The organism is Ruegeria sp. YTSA105 (assembly GCF_059610225.1).
This window is the reverse complement of the sequence record NZ_JBXWNE010000004.1, coordinates 283029-301294: the sequence shown is the minus strand read 5'-3', so window position 1 is coordinate 301294 and position 18266 is coordinate 283029. Positions and strand designations below refer to the sequence as shown.

The window sequence follows — 18266 nt, the reverse complement described above, 5'->3', positions numbered from 1 at the left end:
TTTGACGCTATATCACTGCAAACTGCGTCAACTCGCATAAGATTGCACAATTTGATTTATCTGCAAATCGGTTTCTTCTTCAGCATCAGATCGTAACAGACAAGCTTCAGATGCCAATCGAAACAATCGAAAACACATGGATCACACTCGCCGATGGGCGACGGCTTGCGGCGCGCCTCTGGTTGCCCGAGACAGGCCCCACACCGGCCATTCTGGAATACCTGCCATATCGCAAACGTGACGGTACCGCGCCCAGAGACGAAACAACACACACGGTTTTTGCAAAGGCGGGCTATGCCTGTATTCGGGTCGACATAGCTGGCACCGGGGACAGCGAAGGGCAATTCGACGACGAATACTCGGAACAGGAACTGCATGATGGTGAGCAAGTCATAGCCTGGATTGCCGCGCAGGATTGGTGTGACGGCAATGTCGGGATGATTGGGATATCTTGGGGCGGGTTTAATGGTCTGCAGCTGGCCTTCAGGCAACCACCTGCACTGAAAGCCATCGTCAGTGTCGCTTCGACTGTGGATCGATATGCCGATGACATCCATTTCATGGGTGGGTGCCTGCTGAGTGACAACATGAATTGGGGCAGTCAGATGTTTGCCTATCTGACGCGCCCAGCTGATCCAGAGCTTCGAGCAGATTGGCGACAGGACTGGCTTGCCCGACTGCAAAACGTCCCATTCTCTTCTGCAGATTGGCTGCGACATCAGACGCGCGACCCATATTGGAAGCACGGCTCAGTTTGCGAGGATTGGACCGCGATCCAAACCCCTGTCTTGGCGATTACAGGCTGGGCAGATGCTTACGTCAATGCGCCTCCGGCTTTGGCAGCCAACCTGACGGCGCCAACCAAAGCTATCATTGGGCCGTGGGAACACCGCTATCCGCACATCTCAAAGCTTGATCCCGCAGATTTTCATTCCGAAGTCGTCGGATGGTTTGACCGCTGGCTGAAGGGACAACAAAACGGCGCCGAGGACTTGCCTGCCTATCGGACATACATGCAGGAACACTTCAATCCGACTGCGCAAAACGGTCCTCGGAAAGGTCGTTGGATTGCAGAGACGGCATGGCCGTCACCTCATGTCTCAGAACGGGTCTGGCATCTGGTTCCTGGTGGGTTTTCGCGGGACCCGGTGGTTGGCACGGTCGTTGTCACGTCGCCCAACCATGTTGGTGGGGAAGGCGGATATTTCTGTGCGGGCATGCGTATCGACAATGAACTTGCAGGGGATCAGTCCGGTGATGATGCCTTATCGGTCTGTTTTGACAGCTCGCCGCTGCAAGCACCGCTCGAGCTGCTGGGTCGGGCAAAGCTAAAGTTCCAGTTTTCAGTGGATCAGTCTGTTGCCCAGCTTGTCGCGCGGCTGTGTGATGTTTCACCCGAAGGTGTGTCACAGCGGATCAGCTATCGTCCGTTGAACCTGTGTCACTCCCACAGTCATGAGACGCCGCAGGCCCTGCAACCAGGTGAGCTCTACGAGGCTGAAATCACGCTGAACGAATGTGCGCACCATTTGCGCGAGGGCCACGTTTTGCGACTGGCGTTGTCGACGTCTTATTGGCCGATTGTCTGGCCAGCACCTCAATCGGCCACGGTAACTTTACACTTGCTGGATTGTGCTCTTCATCTGCCGGTGCGCGAAGTTGCGCATGAAATTCAAGCCTCTGAACCCGGCCCGGCGCAGGCGTATCCGGTTCTGGCAGCTGAGCAGTTGCGTTTACCTTCAGCGCAATCAGAACGCACGGTGACGGAAAGCGGTTGCGTGGTTCTGGAGACGTTTGATGACTATGGTAAAACGCGCGATCCCTACCACGATCTGATTGTTGGTAGCGACGTACGCATGCTTTACCGCATTCACCCCGATGATCCGAAAATCGCGTATTTAGAGACCGCTTGGAGTTTTTCGTTCGAGCGCGAAGAATGGCAGGTCGCCATCACGACCGAGTGCCGCATGAGCTGTGACACCGAGAATTTCTATCTCTACCGCAAACTACGCGCCGCTGAAGGCGCAAATGAAATCGAAGTCCTAACAAGGGAATGGTCCGAAACCGTTCCACGCGGACTTCTCTGACTTAATCTAAGGGAGGATACTATGAAGATCGAATGGACAAAGGCCAATGTTGGTCGCCGGAGGTTTCTGAAAGGTGCAACTGCGCTAGGGGCCGCTACAGCGCTTCCGATGGGGTGGGCGAACCGCGCGTTTGCAGCAGACGACGGTGTTCTGCGGGTGCGGGCTTATGGTGATGCACAGAACATGGATCCAGCACATTCCGTTGGTGTCGTTGAAGAAGAAGTGCATGCCTCCATCTACAACAAGCTGATCCAATACAAGCCGGGCGAGGAATGGGGTTGGCAAATGGATGCGGCAACTATGATCGAGCAGGTTGACCCGACCCATATCAAGTTCGCATTGCGTGACGATATTGGATTCACTAACGGATTTGGCGCGATGACTGCTGAAGACGTCAAATTCAGCATGGAACGGATCGTGGACGACGCGACCGACAGTCCGAATAAGCCCGACCTAGGGCCATTCAGCCATGTTGAAGTGACAGGAGACCGTGAAGGGACAATCGTTCTGAACAGCCCGTTTGCCCCGATCTGGTCGATTGCCCTGCCGTATATTACTGGCAACATCGTCTCCAAGGCAGCGGTCGAAGCCGCCGGTGGCCGGATCGGTGCTGATCCGGTTGCGGAATCCGGCCCGTATCTGCGAGACAGTTGGTCGCCCAAAGAAAAGACCGTTCTAAAGCGCAACCCTGACTGGAAAGGGGATGCCCCCGCTTGGGATACCGTCGAGATCTATCCGATCGATGATGAAAACACGGCCGAGATTGCGTTCGAGGCAGGCGAGTTGGACGTAACTCGCGTGTCGCTGGGCTCAGTTGAGCGGTATCGCGCCGGGGTTCCCAATGGTGGGTCGCTGGTTGAGAAACCCTCGCTTTACTATGTCTGGATGGGAATGAACGTCGAGCATCCAAAGCTGCAAAATCAAAAACTGCGGCAGGCAATTCAGCACGCAGTGGATGTTCCGAGCATCCTGGAGGCAGCATATTTTGGAGCTGCTGAACCGGCTACCGGCATCATCGCACCGGGCCTTGCTGGCCATCGGCCATCTTCGCTTGTACCACCTGAGGCGAACTTCGAGAAAGCCGCGCAGTTGCTCGCGGAATCCGGTGAAACCAATGTCACGCTAACCCTCGATACGTTGAACAAGACGACCTTTACAACAACTGCACAGATTATTCAGGCGACGCTGGCGCAGATCGGAATCACGGTTGAGGTTAACGTTCTGGAATCCGGGGCATTCTGGGCGTCTGGTGACAATGAGAACCTACAGCTTGTTCTGAACCGTTTCTCGATGACGCCTGATCCGTATTATGCGACGTCGTGGTTCACACCAGAACAGATCGGGAAATGGAACTGGGAACGGTTTAACAGCCCGGAATTTAACGAAATCCATGAATCTGCGGCTGCTGAAACGGACATCGCAAAGCGAGCTGAAATGTATCAGCGTGCGCAGGATCTGATGGAAGAAAGCGGTGCTTATCGCTTTATCACTCACGAGGCGACACCGGTTATTCACAGCGCACGCGTCATTCCAGCGCTGCGGCCAGATGGCCTGTCCCTGCTTCGCTATTTTGGCAAGGCGACCTGATCTCCCCAGGTCGACCGGGTGCGGCGGGTGCGTAACGCTCGCCGTACCAACACCAACGCCATCAAGCCAAAAGGAGCCAGTTGGCCATGCTGAAATTCGCAACCCGTCGCTTCGGGCTGTCGCTGCTTATCCTGTTCGTGGCGGTCACCGTCATGTTCCTGATGATCCGCGCCGTGCCAGGCGACCCGGTCCAAATCATGCTCGGCCCACGCGCCACGCCCGAGCTTCAGGCCCAACTCACAGTAGCGTTGGGGCTGGACCAGCCAATCTGGAAACAGCTTTTGATTTTTTACGGAAACCTCTTGCAGGGTGACTTGGGAACCGATGTCTTTTCGGGTCGTTCCGTGACTGACATCGTGTTCCAGCAACTACCATTCACACTGGAACTGATTTTCGCGTCGATCCTGTGGTCAGCAACGCTGGGCATCGCACTCGGCGCCTATGCGGCTGCGCATCCCAATACGTTGATCGACCGGGTTGCCGCCGCGATATCTGTCAGTTTTGTGGCCGCTCCGGCCTTTGTTGTCGCGCTCTTGGCTCTTTTGGTTTTTGCAGTGCATCTACAATGGTTTCCCGCGATCGGTGCCGGGGAAGGCTTCCTTGACCGTCTTGACCATTTGGTCCTGCCCGCCTTTGCCATCGGGCTCAGTTGGGTTGGCTATATTGCCCGGTTGGTACGCGCCTCGATGCTGGAGGTTATGGGTGAAAGCCATGTCCGCACGGCCCGAGCCTTTGGTATCGCCGAACGTCGCGTGGTCATGGTGTACGCGCTGCGGATCGCCATTTTGCCCGTGGTTACCGTGATCGGTGTTGGGATGGGTTTTCTTCTCAGCTCGGCGGTTTTCGCTGAAATCGTCTTTGCCCGACCTGGTTTGGGCAAACTGGTCATCGACAGCATTACGACCCGAAACTACCCGATTGTGATGGGCTCTGTCCTAGTATCAACAGCTTTGTTCGTGGTGTCGACCGCATTGGCCGATCTGATCAATGCGCTGCTTGATCCACGCGCGCGCACGGCTCATTGAGGAGGCAGGCACATGGAAAAATCTCGTTCCGAAATGGGCCAGATCATAGTCGGCGTTGCGCGCGACCCGCTTGGCCTCATGGGCTTAATCATCGTCGGTGTCATCGTTTTCTGCGCAATCTTTGCGTATTGGATCGTACCCTATGATCCGATTGCGATGGATATCAAATCCCGCTTGCAGGGACCGTCTATGGCACACCTGCTGGGCACAGATCAGTTAGGGCGCGATACGTTTTCGCGGGTCATCGCGGGGGGCCAAGTTGCGCTCAAGGTGGCATTGCCCGCCGTGTTCGGAGCAATGGCGATTGGCCTGACACTGGGCATGATTGCAGGGTATGGGCCGAAATGGCTCGATAATCTTCTAATGCTGTTCTTCGATACCATCCGGTCCTTTCCGACAGTGATGTTCGCGCTGGCCGTTGTGGCCCTGATCGGGCCCAGTCTGCAGACGGTCGTGTTTGTCGTCATGGCGACCTCGATCCCAACATATGGGCGTGTGGCGCGGACCCAAACGCTGACACTTCGCAACTCTGAGTTCATCCTGGCTGAACGTTCAATGGGGGCCAGCATGGCGCGCATTCTAGGCGTTCATATGCTGCCCAACATCATTGGCGTTCTGGCTGTGTTGGCAGCCATGGATATCCCTACAGTCATCGCGCTTGAGGCCGGCCTGTCCTTCCTGGGTCTGGGCGTTAAGCCTCCGACCCCGAGCTGGGGTGCTTTGCTTAAGGATGGCTATTCCCTGATCCGCCAAACTCCTTGGTTGGTTGTTGGCGGAGGCCTGCCGATCATTCTGGCAACGCTTGGCTTCACGTTTCTGGGTGAAAGCCTGCGCGATGTAGTTGACCCGAAACTGAGGAAACAGCGATGACCGAGACACTTCTGGAAATCGACCAGCTTTGCGTCGATTACGAAACAGGCCGTGGCGACCTCAGGGCATTGAGGGACATCACATTCAACGTCAACAAAGGTGAAATCGTTGGCATCGTGGGAGAGTCCGGTTGTGGTAAATCCACATTGATTTCATCCATTCTGCGTTTGACCGCGCCCAATACCCGGTTCCGTGAAGGAGAAATTAGGTTCAAGGGGAAGGATTTGCTGCAAGCTTCTGATCGGCACATGCGGGACCTGCGCGGGGCGGATATATCCATCGTCTTTCAGGATCCGATGCAAACGCACAACCCGGTTCTGACTATCGGTCAGCAGATGCTGGATATTCAGCACCGATCCAGACAGTCCAAGGCTGACAAGTTGGCGCACGCGGCCAAAATGTTGGGCGCTGTTGGCATTCCTGACCCTGAGGCGCGTCTGGCGCAATATCCGCATGAATTCTCTGGCGGGATGCGTCAACGGATCGCCATCGCGATGGCGTTGATGTCCGAACCTGATCTTTTGATTGCGGATGAGCCGACAACTGCACTGGATGCGACACTGGAGGTGCAGATCATTGAGCGCCTGCAAGAGCTGCAGCGCGAGTTTCACTGTGCCATCCTGTTCATCTCGCACCATTTGGGCGTGATCGCAGAACTCTGCGACCGGGTTGTTGTGATGTATGCTGGCGCAGTTGTTGAAAGCGGGGACGTGCGGGAGATTTTCCACAATCCTAAACACCCTTACACACGCCGACTGATCGAATGCGACCCTGGTCACATCAAAGAGCGTGCCCGTGTATTGCCAACGATTCCCGGTGAAGTGCCCGACTTGGCTAACCTGCCGGGGGGCTGCATTTTCAGGGATCGTTGTGATCAGGCCATGGCGCGCTGCGCCACCGAAGTGCCGCCACTGGATCAATTGAAAGAAGGCCATCACGCTGCGTGCTGGCTGAACCATCAGGAGGTCGCATCATGAGCTTGCTGAACGTTGTGGACCTCAATACCAGCTATGGCCCGGTCAATGTACTGGCGGGTGTCAGCTTTACCGTAGAACCCGGAGAGACTTACGCGCTGGTAGGTGAAAGTGGGTCTGGTAAAACCACGGTCATTCGCGCCATTGCCGGGCTAGCACCTGCGCAAGATGGCTCGGTCACCTTCGAAGGTCAGGAAATTCGGGGCGCACCCGAAAGTGTCATGCGCCCGTTGCGCAAAGACATGGCAATGATGTTTCAAGACCCGGTAGGAAGCCTGTCGCCGCGTCTGACCATCCGCAGTCTGATTACCGAGCCTTACCGCATTCAGGGCATGAAGGACCGTGACATGGACGCCGAAGCCAAGCGCCTGTTGGAAATGGTCAACTTGCCCACGCATTTCGCGGACCGCTATCCTTATCAGCTATCTGGTGGCCAAGCTCGGCGTGTGGGTGTGGCACGTGCACTGGCACTGGAACCCAAATTGATCCTTGCGGATGAGCCCACTGCAGGTCTCGATGTGTCGGTTCAGGGCGAGCTGCTGAACCTGCTCAACGACCTGCGCGAAAGGCTGGGGCTTGCGATGGTGATTATCACGCATAACCTTAGCGTCGTACGCCATGTGGCTGACAGAATGGGCATCATGTATTTGGGCCGATTGGTTGAAGAAGGTACAACCGAGGCCATCTTTAACGAGCCGCGCCATCCCTATACCCGCTGCCTGCTGAGTGCCAACCCAGAGCCGGACCCGGATGCGCGGTTGGAACGGATCGCTCTTAAAGGTGAGCCCCCCAGTTTGCTCAAACGCCCGTCCGGTTGTGAGTTCCGCGAGCGTTGTCCCTTTGCCAAGGATATCTGCACCCAGACTCCGGAATGGGAAGTAAATGGCGGCCACGGGCTGCGTTGTCTGGCCCCGCTGTCGTAGTAGGAAACCCAATGCCAAGCACACTATATTTTAACGGCACAATCCTGACTATGGATGCACAGAACTCCTCTCCCGAGGCTGTTCTGACCGAAGGCAAAAGTATTCAGGCCGTCGGTGCTGAAGCAGATCTGCGCGCACGCATGCCGGCTGACTCACATGAGTATAACCTTCAAGGTCGTACACTGATGCCGGCGTTTATCGACCCGCATGGGCATTTCCCGGATCCAGGGTTCATACGGCTGTTCCGTGTCGACTTATCGTCGCCCCCTTTAGGGGACTGCAAGCACATGGCGCAGGCGTTGAACAGGATTCGGGAAAAGGCTGGCGAGACGCCCGAGGGTGAATGGGTCATGGGGGTGTTGTTTGATAATACTGCCATTCGCGAAGGCCGCATGCCTACGCGGGCTGAGCTGGACGATGTATCACAGCGTCATCCAATCTGGGTTATTCATGCGTCGGGGCACTGTGGCGTAGCCAATTCTGTTGCCCTTCAGAGGCGCGGGTTAAACTGTCAAACACCTGATCCAGAAGGCGGCCGCTTTGGCCGTGATCCTGAAACCGGAGCCCTGACGGGATTGATCGAAGGATTATCGGCCATGGGCGAGATGGGCGATACTGATTTCCTGATTGACCGCGAAAGGTTCTGGCAAGGCTTTGAGGCCTGTCGTGACGAATACCTATCCTATGGTGTGACCTATGCCCAAAACGCCTGGGCGTCGCAAACCATGTTGGAACACTTTGCCAGCCAGCCCGCGGATCTGGATCCGGGAATAGACATTGAGCTCTTACCCGTCGGAAGTCTGGAACCCGAATTGTCCGAGCATTGGATAGGTACGAACTGGCCCGGCAACCCGCATTTCACACTGGGTCCGCGCAAATTGTTCACGGACGGGGCTTTTCAGTTGCAGACCGCGTTTTTGTCTACCCCGTATTTCAAGCCATCCGATCCCTGTCACCCTTGTGGGATGGTTTACACCTCACAAGAACAGCTAGATGCCGACGTCAGAAAACTCCATAGCAAGGGCTTGCAAATGCATTGCCACTGCAATGGTGATGCCGGTGCCGAGATGTTCATAGATGCGGTGGAAAAGGCGCTTATTGCGCATCCCCGCCCAGATCATCGCCACACCATTATCCACGGTCAGGCTCTGCGGGATGATCAGTTGGAGCGTATGGTCCAGCTTGGACTTACCGTCAGCTTTTTTCCGGCTCATATACATTTTTGGGGTGATCGCCACTACGATACGTTCTTGGGGCCGCAGCGCTCCGAGCGGATATCCCCTGCGGCGTCTGCTGAACGTTTTGGCTTGCGATATACAATCCACAATGATGCCTCGGTCACCCCGACGCGTCCGATTCATCTGGCCCACTGTGCGGTAAATCGAAAATCCGTTTCTGGCCGCGTGCTCGGTGAAGATCAGAAGATCAGCGTTCTGTCAGCCTTGCGCGCTCAGACCATCGACGCTGCTTGGCAAGTCTTCAAGGACGAGCAGCGCGGTTCTGTCGAACCGGGCAAAGTTGCTGACTTTGTTGTCCTTTCGCGTAATCCACTGCACGATCCGGACCGCCTGACAGATACGCGGGTGCTTGAAACGATCCGCAATGGCCAAAGTGTTTTTGCTGCGCCCCATGCCGAACAAGAAATCGAGCACACTTGATGGCGACCAAGCGTATTGCGATCGCGGGTTTTCAGCATGAAACTAATTGCTTTGGTGTGACGCAGGCCGGTCTGCACGAGTTTGAGATGGCCGATTCCTGGCCCGGCATGTTGCACGGTGCACAGGTGATATCGGAAACGTTTGGCATGAACCTACCTATCGCCGGTTTTGCGAAAGCAGCAGCGGCAGCAGGATTTGAAGTCGCACCAACCCTGTGGTGTTCTGCCGAGCCGTCTGCACATGTAACCGATCACGCATTCGAAACAATTTGCGAGATGTTGTTGGATCGCATCCGGGATGTGGGCGATATTGATGGCGTTTATCTCGATCTCCACGGGGCAATGGTCACCGAAAGCCTCGCTGACGGTGAGGGAGAGCTTCTGCGTCGTGTACGTGAAGTTGTGGGCTTCGAAGTGCCAGTGGTCGCAAGTTTGGACCTTCACGCCAACATCTCGGCTGAGATGGTCGACAATGCAGACTATTTGTCTGTTTTTAGAACCTATCCCCACTTGGATATGGCGGAAACGGGCGCACGATGCGTTCCTGTCCTGCAGCGGTTGCTAGCGGGTGAAACGCTCTACAAGGCTTTCCAACCGGTGCCTTACCTCATCCCTCTGCATGCGCAACATACGGGCTCCAAGCCATTCAGCGAGATCTATCAGTTGCCCGAAAGATTTGAGAAGCAGGAAATTCTGGCAGAAATCGCCCTCGGCTTCACCGCGGCGGACTTCTCAGACACAGGCCCATCATGTCTTGCCTACGCGGCCACAGCCCAGAAAGCTGCTGCTGCCGTGGAAGAAGTCGTGCATTTGTTTGTATCTCGCGAAGCCGATCTTGATTGTTCGATGTTGTCTCTGGAGGAAACCGTTTCGATATGTCGCGAGAGGCGGGGAAAACCCATTGTTGTCGCAGATGTCCAGGACAACGCTGGTGCGGGCGGGACATCAGATACTACTGGCCTGCTGGCAGCACTGATTGAGGGCGGGACAAAGAGTGTCTTAATGGGTCTGTTCCATGACCCTGAAAGTGCAAAACAAGCCCATGAGGCCGGAGAAGGTGCACGGGTAAAACTTGCGGTCGGTGCAAAGTCCAATTTGGCTGGGCACGTTCCAGTCAAAGCAGAGTTTGAAGTTCTGGCTTTGGGTGATGGCATTTGTCGCTATACCGGAAAAATGTATGGCGGTGGGATAGCTACGCTGGGCGAGACAGCTGCCCTACGTTTGGTTGGGCACGAGGCAAGTATTGACCTTGTTGTCACAAGTATACGGAACCAATGTCTTGATCGCGCGCATTTTACTCATATCGGATTAGACCCAACGAACTACGCGGTTATCTGTGTAAAAAGCACCGTACATTTCCGAGCGGACTTCGAACCTATTGCAGGAAATATCTGTTCCGTTTCTTCGCCAGGTGCCTTTCTCTGCAACCTGGAAGAAATCCCCTACACTTGTATCTCCAGAAGGCTGGTTAACACTCGCTGCGCTACCGTTGCCTCAACTGGCACAGGCTAGCGAATTCCGCTGATCTTGCGGGTCCATTATCATCTGTGAAGCGCGCCTTTTGCGGGCTGTGTGGGGTTTTGAGCGAGGCAGTTAACTGCCTCGCATTGTGCCCTTATTCTCGACGGCCAAATTCTAGGAGGTGATTTCGGCCAAGAGAATTTCAGCTCTCTGCCAGCAGACAATAGATAATCATCGTCATCCGCTCGGTTGGAATGTGAAACCAGGCGAACTTCTCAAAGACGGATAACGGATTTTGCGCCAGGACTTCATCCATGGACATGCCCTGATCGACGAGGGGTTTCATCGTGTCCTTGATCGCAAGCATCAAATCGACCGAAGCCTGCATGTCGAACTTGTTATGTACGTGTATCTTCGCGACCTAAACCCATCTCCTTGATCCGGCTGTCCGGATGTAGACTCCGTTCCTAGTGAGGATGCTTCGGTCAGAGCCTGCGGATTTCCGATCAGATCACGGGAAATTTCAAAGACCTCATGGTACTTTCCTTTTCAACATAAGTTCCATTTCTTTCCCGCGCAGGGTATGTCAGGCCTGACCCAGCGAACCTGGTTCGTGAAAATGATAGAGGTCGTGAAGCAAACTATGGTCGGTGAATTGAGTTCCGAGCAGGCCGTGCGCGGCGCGATCCAGACGCATTCGAGGCGCGTCTGGCGGTTTGGGCTTGCCCTGTCGGGTGCTTCCGATGTGGCCGATGATCTGTTGCAGGCTACTTGCCTGCGTGCGCTTGAACGCCACCACCAGGTCACGTCATTTGAGCGGTTGGACAGTTGGTTGATGACGATCTGCCGTTCAATCTGGTTGAATGAGCTGCGTGCCCGCTCGGTCCGAAAAGCGCAGGCACTGTCGTTGACCCCAGAGTCAGAGCTGATTGCATCCGGACCGGACTCGGAAACGAATATATTCGCCGCCGAAGTGTTTACCCAAGTGATGCAGTTGCCAGAAGCACAGCGAGAAACGGTGATGCTGGTCTATGTCGAAGGCTATAGCTACCGCGAGGCCGCAGCATTGCTGGAGGTGCCAATAGGAACGATCATGAGCAGGCTGTCCAATGCGCGACAAAAACTGAAAGTCGTGATGCAGCATGAGGCGGCAGATGCCGTTCGACGGAGTCGCAAATGAAGTTTTCCGATGAAGTTCTCAAAGCGTATCTGGAAGGCAAAGCGAATGAAGCCGAGGCCCAGGCGATAGAAGCTGCGGTTGCGGCCGAACCCGAGCTTGAGGCGCGCCTGATGGGGCATGATCCATTCGCACCGGTGGTACAAGCGGTGTTTGAACATGTCCCGGCCGAGATGCCCCGGATGGTTTTGCCTGACCCAAATGCCGAGATACAAACCAGTGGCGGCCCTCTGCGCCTGTTGGCAGTAGCTGCATCTGTCGCGGTGATTTCTGTGTCGGCCACATATTGGGTAACTAGGCCTCAGCCCATGGGGTGGGCTGAGCAGGCGGCGATCTATCAATCACTATATGCGGCGGACACGATCGCGGGGATGGACAGCTCGGAACAGGCGTTGACAACTCAGTTTGATCAGGCCGAGGCACAGCTGGGTCTGTCCTTGAGACGTGACACTCTTGAGGCGTTGCCGGGGATGGAATTGAAGCGTGCGCAGGTGTTGTCCTTCAGGGGCAAACCGTTGGTTCAAGTGGTCTTTGCGAATGAACAGGGGCAGCCTTTTGCCTTCTGTGTCATCCGTCAAGGTGAAGGCGCGCCAAGCAAGGATTTGAAAGAGGCAGTGCTCAGCGGGTTGGCGACGGCGACCTGGTCCAAAGACGGTTATGGCTATATGTTGATTGGTGACAGCGATCAGACTGACCTGGAAAGTAAGCTGGATATTCTAACCGCGACCTTTGCAAGCTGAGGTCGCGTCAAAAACGCCTTGTGAACCTGCGGAAATACCAGAAATATAGAGGACATGACCACCACACCCGTCATTCCCGATCCGGATGAGGACGAGGACCCCCTCGGCCCGCGCAGCATCTATGATGATGACGACGCTGATGAGGATGATCTGTGGTTCCTGCCACCTGACGAAGAGGCTGTCGAGGATTTCCTGCCGCCCGGTCCAAGGGTCGACCGCAGTCTTTTGTTTGATCCCAGGGACTGGCGTGCGGCGCAGGCAGATCTGTCGTTGGAACTGGCCGACCTGGCAGTTAGTTTTGGCGCCTTGGACGAACGTTTGCGCGCCGGTCCGGATGGGTGGACACACCGGCTGGCGCTGATGGATGTATCCGATTTGGGATGGTGGACCGGAGACCGGATCAGCGTTGATCGGCTGGCGCTTTGGACCGGGCTTCGCATTGGTGCAACCGGGGATGATGTGCAGGCCCTGTACCGCGCGGGTTGGGCCGTACGGCGGCTAACATCCGGCGCCGCGCCATCGGATGGCGGGTGGGAAACCGGCCTGACAGCCTTTTTAGATCGAATTGCGCAGGGGATTGACGAAGTCCCCGAAGCCATCGCCGATCTTGCCGAAGTCATGCGCTATTCCGAGGGGCTGCACCCGGTGACGCAGGCCGCCATCGGTTTTCATGCCTGGCGGGCCCTGTCTCAAGGCATCGGACAGGATACCGAGGCTGCAATCATTGCCGCCCGTCATGCGGCCAAGATGGGGCGGGGCGGGGCTGTGTTCATGCCCTTGGTGCTGTCGGGTCCGGGTGCGTTGAGAGGTGTTGGTGAACCATCAGAAAAGCTTGCTGCCTGGATCAGGGGAACAGGGCAGGCGGTATTGTCCGCCTTGCTGCACCTGGACCGGGTCAGCGCCTGGGAGCAGCGCGCCAGAGAGACCACTGCAGAGTTGAGCGGGCGCACACCACCAAGACTGATCGACGTGTTTACGGCCTGGCCAATGGTCTCGGCCCCATTGGCGGAAGAGCTGACTAAAGCCTCACGCGCTGCGGTTCAGCGCAACATTGACCGTTTCAGCCGGAGGGGCTTGATCCGCGAGGTGACAGGGCAGGGACGTTACAGAGTTTGGACAGCGGCGCTGTAGTCCAAACAGGGCCATCAGACCAAAATGCCCGGTCTGCCGCATTGAATACTAGCTTCCGCAGGTTTTTGCCTGTGCAGATGTGAATGCCCGTCCCATTTTTGCCCCCGCATTACTGGCTAGTGGGAACAGGTCTGAGGGCGGCAAGGTGTTTTGCCGGGTCGTATATATGTCAAAAGTGGTTCTTAAATCAAAAGTTTAACTCGCAATTTGTGAAAACTATTCTTGGTTGACGGTGTGGATGGCAAGCCACCTCAGGAGCAGTACTCCTTCGAAGGGTCCGGGCAGTGCTGTTGTCGAACAAACCATCATTTTAAATTGGGCTGTTGAAACATTATCCGGCCTATTGCCGTCAGCAGAGGATCGGCTAGAGGTAGGTTAACGTGTTATTGGCGAAGGTATGGATCCGTCATCCGATCTGGAGGATTTGGCGCAGGTCGAATAGTGACCGAGAATGCCCCGCTCCGCGACCCGCCGCCAATTCCGAGGCATGCCGATGCACCGTCTGAAAAAAGGCCTGACCAAATGAAGATCCAGGAAAACCGAACCTTTTCACAGCTCGAGGTCGGAGACGAAGCCCAGCTGACACGATTGTGCACGGTTGACGATCTTTACGCCTTCGCCTCGGCATCGGGGGATCACAATCCTCTGCATCTGGCGGCCTATGACGGTGACGGCGACGGAGACCCCGAGGCGGTGGCCCCTGCGCTTTGGCCCGCCGGTCTGGTGGCGGCCGTCTTGGGGAATATTTTGCCGGGCGCTGGAACCCAGACCCGCGCGGCCAATCTACGGTTTCACGCGATCGTTCTGGCCGGAGATGAGTTGACCGCAGTTGTTCGGGTCACAGAAAAATCCGACGATGGTGATGTTATCTGCACCGCCGAGGTTCGGCGTGTTGGCGACAGCACCCTGGTCCTGAGCGGAGATGTCCGAGTCACGCCGCCCGCAAAGCATATGGAATTCGATTCGATAGAGGTGCCGGGACTTATCGTACAACGCCACCGCCATTTCGAAGCGTTGCTGGCGAAAGCCAGACCCCTTGACCCGATGCCAACTGCTGTTGTTGCACCTGAAGAGCCAAACTCATTGGGGGGTGCTTTGCTGGGGTATAGCAACAGCATTATCACGCCGATCCTTGTGGGTGATCCCGGCAAGATCGCCGCCGCAGCCGAGGCACTGGGTGCCGATCTGTCCGGATTTGAAATTATCGAGGCCTATGGCCACCAAGCCGCCGCCCATCGCGCGGTTGACCTGGTGGTTGAGGGCAGGGCGCAAACACTGATGAAGGGGCATTTGCACACCGATGACCTGTTGCGCGCGGTTCTGCGCCGCGAAAACGGGTTGAGAACCGGGCGAAGGCTGTCACATATATTCGTTATGGATGTTCCAGGGATGTCGCGTCCGATCATGGTCACTGACGCGGCCGTGAATATTGCCCCTGACCTCGAAACCAAGGCTGATATTGTTCAGAATGCGATCCATCTGGCACATTCCATCGGGATTGAGACCCCAAAGGTAGGCGTGCTTTCAGCCATTGAGACGATCAACCCGCGCATGGCGTCGTCAGTTGATGCCGCCTTGCTGTCGAAGATGGCCGAACGGGGTCAGATCACAGGAGGGTTGGTTGACGGCCCCTTGGCTATGGACAACGCGGTCGATCTGAATGCGGCACGCACCAAAGGGATTACGTCCGAGGTGGCTGGTGCTGCGGACATTCTTGTCGCCCCAAACATAGAAGCAGGCAATATGGTGGCGAAACAGCTGACCTTCATCTCTCATGCCGAGGCGGCAGGGATCGTGGTCGGGGCTGCTGCTCCGATTATCCTAACCTCGCGTTCGGATGATGACGACTCGCGCCTGGCGTCCTGCGCGGTGGCGGCGCTTCATGCATATGCAAGTAAAGGCAAACTCCATGGCTGACCATGTTCTGGCACTGAACGCCGGGTCCTCATCACTGAAATTCGCGCTGTACGAACTGGTTGATGACAACCGTCCCAGCATGCGGTGGCGCGGACAAATAGAACGTTTAGGTGATGCACCACGCCTATTGGCCCAGTCGGCAGGCGGCAGATCAGTAGATCGTCCCCTGTCGAGCACCAAAAGCCATGATGAAGCGATCCACGCATTTCTTGAAATGGCGCGGGAATATCTTCCTGACATTCATGTGTGCGCGATAGGTCATCGCGTAGTGCATGGGGGCACGGTCTATTCCGAGCCTGTGCGCGTGGATGACACCGTCATCAACACTTTAGAAGGGTTTATTCCCTTTGCTCCTTTGCATCAGCCCTACAGTCTTGCGGGTATTCGCGCAGCCAGCGCTGCCTTCCCCGGAACAACTCAGGTTGCCTGTTTTGACACGGCGTTTCATCGTACCCATCCGTGGGTAAACGACACCTTTGCCTTGCCGAAAAGCTACTATGACAAAGGCGTTCGCCGCTATGGGTTCCATGGGCTGAGCTATGACTACATTTCGAACAAGCTGAAAAAAACGGCACCGGGTCTGTATGATGGCCGTGTGGTTATCGCCCATCTTGGAAACGGGGCATCCATGTGCGCGGTTTCAGGTGGGCGCGCTGTGGCTTCGACCATGGGGTTCTCGGCGCTTGACGGGTTGCCGATGGGCACGCGCTGCGGTCAGCTGGATCCAGGTGTCGTGCTGTATATGCTGCAGCAGGACGGAATGACCGCAGAAGAGATTGCCGAAATGTTGTACAGAAAATCCGGTCTGCTGGGCCTGTCGGGGATATCATCGGATATGCGCACGTTGCTGGCCGCTGATACGCCCGAAGCCCGAAAGGCAATCGACTATTACGTCTTCCGTATTCGGCGAGAGCTTGGCGCCCTGTCCGCTGCACTTGAAGGGATTGATGCGCTTGTCTTCACCGGTGGCGTTGGTGAGAACGCTGCCCAGATCCGGCAGATGGTGTGTGATGGAATGCGATGGATCGGGATTGAAATGGATCACGCCAGGAATGCCGATGGTGGAACAGTCCTGTCCACGGATTTCAGCCGTGTCCGGATTCTGACGATCCCCACAAATGAGGAGATGGTGATCGCGCGGGCTGCGGTGAATTTTCTGGAATAGGTCTTATTCGTTCGGCGTTTCTTTCCGGCGCCGGGCGTATTTCAGCAGCATGCTCAGCAAGGTCGTGATGGCTTCGGGCGCCAGTACGCCAACCGGGTCGCGGCGAATTCCGGCTACGGTGTTTTGGACCTCGGCCAGGGAATCCCTGATTTCAGATTCAATGTCTTGCAGCGCCATATCCCGAAGTTCGACTGCGGCCGAGGCATCGCCGTGTTGGTTTATCGAATTGGCGAGCAGAACCAGAATCAAAGCAAGTACCAGATTGGTCCCCGCCACAAGTATCGCAGCAACGGGTTTCGACAGGATCGCGGAAAGCCAGAAAAATCCGGCGAGATTCAGCATGATGATCGCCAGGCCCACCGCCACTCCGGCGGCTATGTAAAACCCGGCCCGTTTCACGGAGATCGCAAGCTGTGCGCGTGCGATCAAGCGTTCAGCGCGCAAAATGACTGAGACATTGCGGGATATGCGGCTCATGGGCGTCTCCTAGCGTGACCGGCCAAGCATGTAGCCTAGGGCAAAAATACCAGCGGCAAACAGAATTGATTTTCTGTGCGGCAGATCTTCGAATTCCTCAAGTATATCGTCAAGCTGTGTGGACCAGGATTCGAGGTTATCTGTAAGCCGGTCGGCGATGGTTTCGCGCGGCGGGGCGTCAGCCCCTTTATCTGGCGAAGCGTTTTTTGCCGGTGGCTGCTCGGCAAGCTGCCGTCGCAACTCTGCGATCTCTGCTTCAAGCTCGGCTTTTGTCACCATTGCTCAGGCTCCTTCCCGGCAGACCACTATCTGCGTGCCAGTATCGCCCATGGTAGACTGATTTTCCGATTTAGTAAAAGGGGCTTATCGGGTTCAAAGCCGGTGCCAGCGCGCCTATGCGCCAATGTCAATAATCCGCAACCAGCAGGAAATCCGGGATGGCGTCTTCCTCGATTGTCGCAAAGCGAGGGATCGGCTGTTCGAAGACGTTGTCGGTTCGGTCGTCATTGACGGTAGACACTTCGCCAATCAAACAATCGCCTTTTTCCGCCCAGAACGCGTGCCAGATACCCGGCATCAAGGTCACGCTTTGACCGGGCTTTAGCCGCAGCAGTTCGCCAGGTTGAAGCGTCACAGGGCAGTTGTCGCTAGGCACGGTCACAGGGGTATCGCGGTCAATGCCGCCCTGAGGGTCTGAGGCGTAGATTTCCATCACCAGATCGCCACCGCCCCGGTTGATGATATCCTCGGCTTTGACGATGTGCCGGTGCATCGGCGAAAGCTGCTTGTCCCGCGACACCAGCAGTTTCTCGGCATAGAGCATGCCTTGCCCCTTGTTCAGATCGCTGACATCGCCATTGCGTAGGGTGAACAGGAACAGGCCAAGTTCGTCAAACCGACCCTGGCCATAGTCGGTTATGTCCCACCCAAGCCCGCGTTCACGGATACCGGCGGCCTGTTCGCTGCGCATTTTCTCGGGCGACCAATCCGCAAAGGGCGGCAGCACCGCGCCAAAGGAACGGATAAAGGCCTCGGCCTCGGGTTTGATTTCGTTGATTTCGGAACGTTTCATCGG

At 56.1% G+C, this 18266-nt stretch carries 17 protein-coding genes; 13 read left to right on the top strand and 4 right to left on the bottom strand.

Features of this window, described 5'->3' with window-relative positions; translation table 11 throughout:
* The first annotated feature begins 110 nt into the window (after window positions 1–110).
* The 8 genes from AC2FH2_RS08140 to AC2FH2_RS08105 all read left to right on the top strand — a co-directional run bounded on the left by AC2FH2_RS08140 (window position 111) and on the right by AC2FH2_RS08105 (window position 10635).
* Complete coding sequence (locus AC2FH2_RS08140; RefSeq protein WP_496823291.1) at window positions 111–2087, top strand: CocE/NonD family hydrolase; 1977 nt, start codon at window positions 111–113, stop codon at window positions 2085–2087.
* Window positions 2088–2108: 21 nt separating this feature from the next.
* Window positions 2109–3674 (top strand): ABC transporter substrate-binding protein, encoded by a 1566-nt coding sequence (locus AC2FH2_RS08135; protein WP_142636091.1) that lies wholly within the window; start codon window positions 2109–2111, stop codon window positions 3672–3674.
* 86 nt (window positions 3675–3760) lie between these two features.
* Entirely contained in the window at window positions 3761–4699 is a 939-nt protein-coding gene (locus AC2FH2_RS08130) for an ABC transporter permease (protein ID WP_271948705.1), read from the top strand.
* Between the two features lie 12 nt (window positions 4700–4711).
* A complete protein-coding gene (locus AC2FH2_RS08125) occupies window positions 4712–5569 on the top strand; it encodes an ABC transporter permease (RefSeq protein ID WP_271948708.1) in 858 nt (285 codons plus the stop codon).
* Window positions 5566–6546 (top strand): ABC transporter ATP-binding protein, encoded by a 981-nt coding sequence (locus AC2FH2_RS08120; RefSeq protein ID WP_142636097.1) that lies wholly within the window; start codon window positions 5566–5568, stop codon window positions 6544–6546. Before AC2FH2_RS08125 ends, AC2FH2_RS08120 begins: the two co-directional genes overlap by 4 nt.
* The gene (locus tag AC2FH2_RS08115; RefSeq protein WP_142636099.1) at window positions 6543–7466 is read left to right on the top strand and encodes an oligopeptide/dipeptide ABC transporter ATP-binding protein; all 924 of its coding nucleotides are present in this window, start codon (window positions 6543–6545) and stop codon (window positions 7464–7466) included. Before AC2FH2_RS08120 ends, AC2FH2_RS08115 begins: the two co-directional genes overlap by 4 nt.
* Before the next feature lie 11 nt (window positions 7467–7477).
* Window positions 7478–9124: an amidohydrolase gene (locus AC2FH2_RS08110; protein WP_496823290.1), complete on the top strand. Its 1647-nt coding sequence runs from the start codon at window positions 7478–7480 to the stop codon at window positions 9122–9124.
* Window positions 9124–10635 carry a M81 family metallopeptidase gene (locus AC2FH2_RS08105; RefSeq protein ID WP_496710111.1) on the top strand — a complete coding sequence of 504 codons (1512 nt, stop codon included), beginning with the start codon at window positions 9124–9126 and terminating at the stop codon, window positions 10633–10635. Before AC2FH2_RS08110 ends, AC2FH2_RS08105 begins: the two co-directional genes overlap by 1 nt.
* 151 nt (window positions 10636–10786) lie before the next feature.
* On the opposite strand, the gene AC2FH2_RS08100 is transcribed toward AC2FH2_RS08105, so the two are convergent.
* Window positions 10787–10930, bottom strand: a complete 144-nt coding sequence (locus AC2FH2_RS08100) for a hypothetical protein (protein ID WP_496693718.1) — start codon at window positions 10928–10930, stop codon at window positions 10787–10789.
* A gap of 285 nt (window positions 10931–11215) precedes the next feature.
* Between AC2FH2_RS08100 and AC2FH2_RS08095 the strand changes: the two genes are divergently transcribed.
* The 5 genes from AC2FH2_RS08095 to AC2FH2_RS08075 all read left to right on the top strand — a co-directional run bounded on the left by AC2FH2_RS08095 (window position 11216) and on the right by AC2FH2_RS08075 (window position 16714).
* On the top strand, window positions 11216–11764 hold the full coding sequence (locus AC2FH2_RS08095) for an RNA polymerase sigma factor (protein ID WP_496703108.1): 549 nt from the start codon (window positions 11216–11218) through the stop codon (window positions 11762–11764).
* Window positions 11761–12501, top strand: coding sequence for a hypothetical protein (locus AC2FH2_RS08090; RefSeq protein ID WP_496823289.1), 741 nt, complete (start codon window positions 11761–11763; stop codon window positions 12499–12501). The genes AC2FH2_RS08095 and AC2FH2_RS08090 overlap by 4 nt, the downstream gene beginning before the upstream one ends.
* Before the next feature lie 54 nt (window positions 12502–12555).
* A complete protein-coding gene (locus AC2FH2_RS08085; protein WP_496823288.1) occupies window positions 12556–13632 on the top strand; it encodes a helix-turn-helix domain-containing protein in 1077 nt (358 codons plus the stop codon).
* Window positions 13633–14154: 522 nt separating this feature from the next.
* Complete coding sequence (locus AC2FH2_RS08080) at window positions 14155–15549, top strand: bifunctional enoyl-CoA hydratase/phosphate acetyltransferase (RefSeq protein WP_496823287.1); 1395 nt, start codon at window positions 14155–14157, stop codon at window positions 15547–15549.
* A complete protein-coding gene (locus AC2FH2_RS08075; protein ID WP_496823286.1) occupies window positions 15515–16714 on the top strand; it encodes an acetate/propionate family kinase in 1200 nt (399 codons plus the stop codon). Before AC2FH2_RS08080 ends, AC2FH2_RS08075 begins: the two co-directional genes overlap by 35 nt.
* 3 nt (window positions 16715–16717) lie before the next feature.
* On the opposite strand, the gene AC2FH2_RS08070 is transcribed toward AC2FH2_RS08075, so the two are convergent.
* From AC2FH2_RS08070 to AC2FH2_RS08060, 3 genes are all read right to left on the bottom strand, one after another.
* A complete protein-coding gene (locus AC2FH2_RS08070) occupies window positions 16718–17191 on the bottom strand; it encodes a hypothetical protein (protein ID WP_281972981.1) in 474 nt (157 codons plus the stop codon).
* Between the two features lie 9 nt (window positions 17192–17200).
* The gene (locus tag AC2FH2_RS08065; protein WP_496677238.1) at window positions 17201–17470 is read right to left on the bottom strand and encodes a hypothetical protein; all 270 of its coding nucleotides are present in this window, start codon (window positions 17468–17470) and stop codon (window positions 17201–17203) included.
* Window positions 17471–17597: 127 nt separating this feature from the next.
* Window positions 17598–18263, bottom strand: a complete 666-nt coding sequence (locus AC2FH2_RS08060) for a D-lyxose/D-mannose family sugar isomerase (protein ID WP_496689431.1) — start codon at window positions 18261–18263, stop codon at window positions 17598–17600.
* Window positions 18264–18266 lie beyond the last annotated feature (3 nt).

What these genes read in the sequence shown, in the direction of transcription:
- AC2FH2_RS08125 (WP_271948708.1), top strand. Translation starts at nt 4,712, where the DNA reads ATGGAAAAATCTCGTTCCGAAATGGGCCAGATCATAGTCGGCGTTGCG.
- AC2FH2_RS08100 (WP_496693718.1), bottom strand. Translation starts at nt 10,930, where the DNA reads ATGAAACCCCTCGTCGATCAGGGCATGTCCATGGATGAAGTCCTGGCG.
- AC2FH2_RS08115 (WP_142636099.1), top strand. Translation starts at nt 6,543, where the DNA reads ATGAGCTTGCTGAACGTTGTGGACCTCAATACCAGCTATGGCCCGGTC.
- AC2FH2_RS08120 (WP_142636097.1), top strand. Translation starts at nt 5,566, where the DNA reads ATGACCGAGACACTTCTGGAAATCGACCAGCTTTGCGTCGATTACGAA.
- AC2FH2_RS08070 (WP_281972981.1), bottom strand. Translation starts at nt 17,191, where the DNA reads ATGAGCCGCATATCCCGCAATGTCTCAGTCATTTTGCGCGCTGAACGC.
- AC2FH2_RS08065 (WP_496677238.1), bottom strand. Translation starts at nt 17,470, where the DNA reads ATGGTGACAAAAGCCGAGCTTGAAGCAGAGATCGCAGAGTTGCGACGG.
- AC2FH2_RS08060 (WP_496689431.1), bottom strand. Translation starts at nt 18,263, where the DNA reads ATGAAACGTTCCGAAATCAACGAAATCAAACCCGAGGCCGAGGCCTTT.
- AC2FH2_RS08080 (WP_496823287.1), top strand. Translation starts at nt 14,155, where the DNA reads ATGAAGATCCAGGAAAACCGAACCTTTTCACAGCTCGAGGTCGGAGAC.
- AC2FH2_RS08135 (WP_142636091.1), top strand. Translation starts at nt 2,109, where the DNA reads ATGAAGATCGAATGGACAAAGGCCAATGTTGGTCGCCGGAGGTTTCTG.
- AC2FH2_RS08085 (WP_496823288.1), top strand. Translation starts at nt 12,556, where the DNA reads ATGACCACCACACCCGTCATTCCCGATCCGGATGAGGACGAGGACCCC.
- AC2FH2_RS08110 (WP_496823290.1), top strand. Translation starts at nt 7,478, where the DNA reads ATGCCAAGCACACTATATTTTAACGGCACAATCCTGACTATGGATGCA.
- AC2FH2_RS08140 (WP_496823291.1), top strand. Translation starts at nt 111, where the DNA reads ATGCCAATCGAAACAATCGAAAACACATGGATCACACTCGCCGATGGG.
- AC2FH2_RS08105 (WP_496710111.1), top strand. Translation starts at nt 9,124, where the DNA reads ATGGCGACCAAGCGTATTGCGATCGCGGGTTTTCAGCATGAAACTAAT.
- AC2FH2_RS08075 (WP_496823286.1), top strand. Translation starts at nt 15,515, where the DNA reads ATGCATATGCAAGTAAAGGCAAACTCCATGGCTGACCATGTTCTGGCA.
- AC2FH2_RS08090 (WP_496823289.1), top strand. Translation starts at nt 11,761, where the DNA reads ATGAAGTTTTCCGATGAAGTTCTCAAAGCGTATCTGGAAGGCAAAGCG.
- AC2FH2_RS08130 (WP_271948705.1), top strand. Translation starts at nt 3,761, where the DNA reads ATGCTGAAATTCGCAACCCGTCGCTTCGGGCTGTCGCTGCTTATCCTG.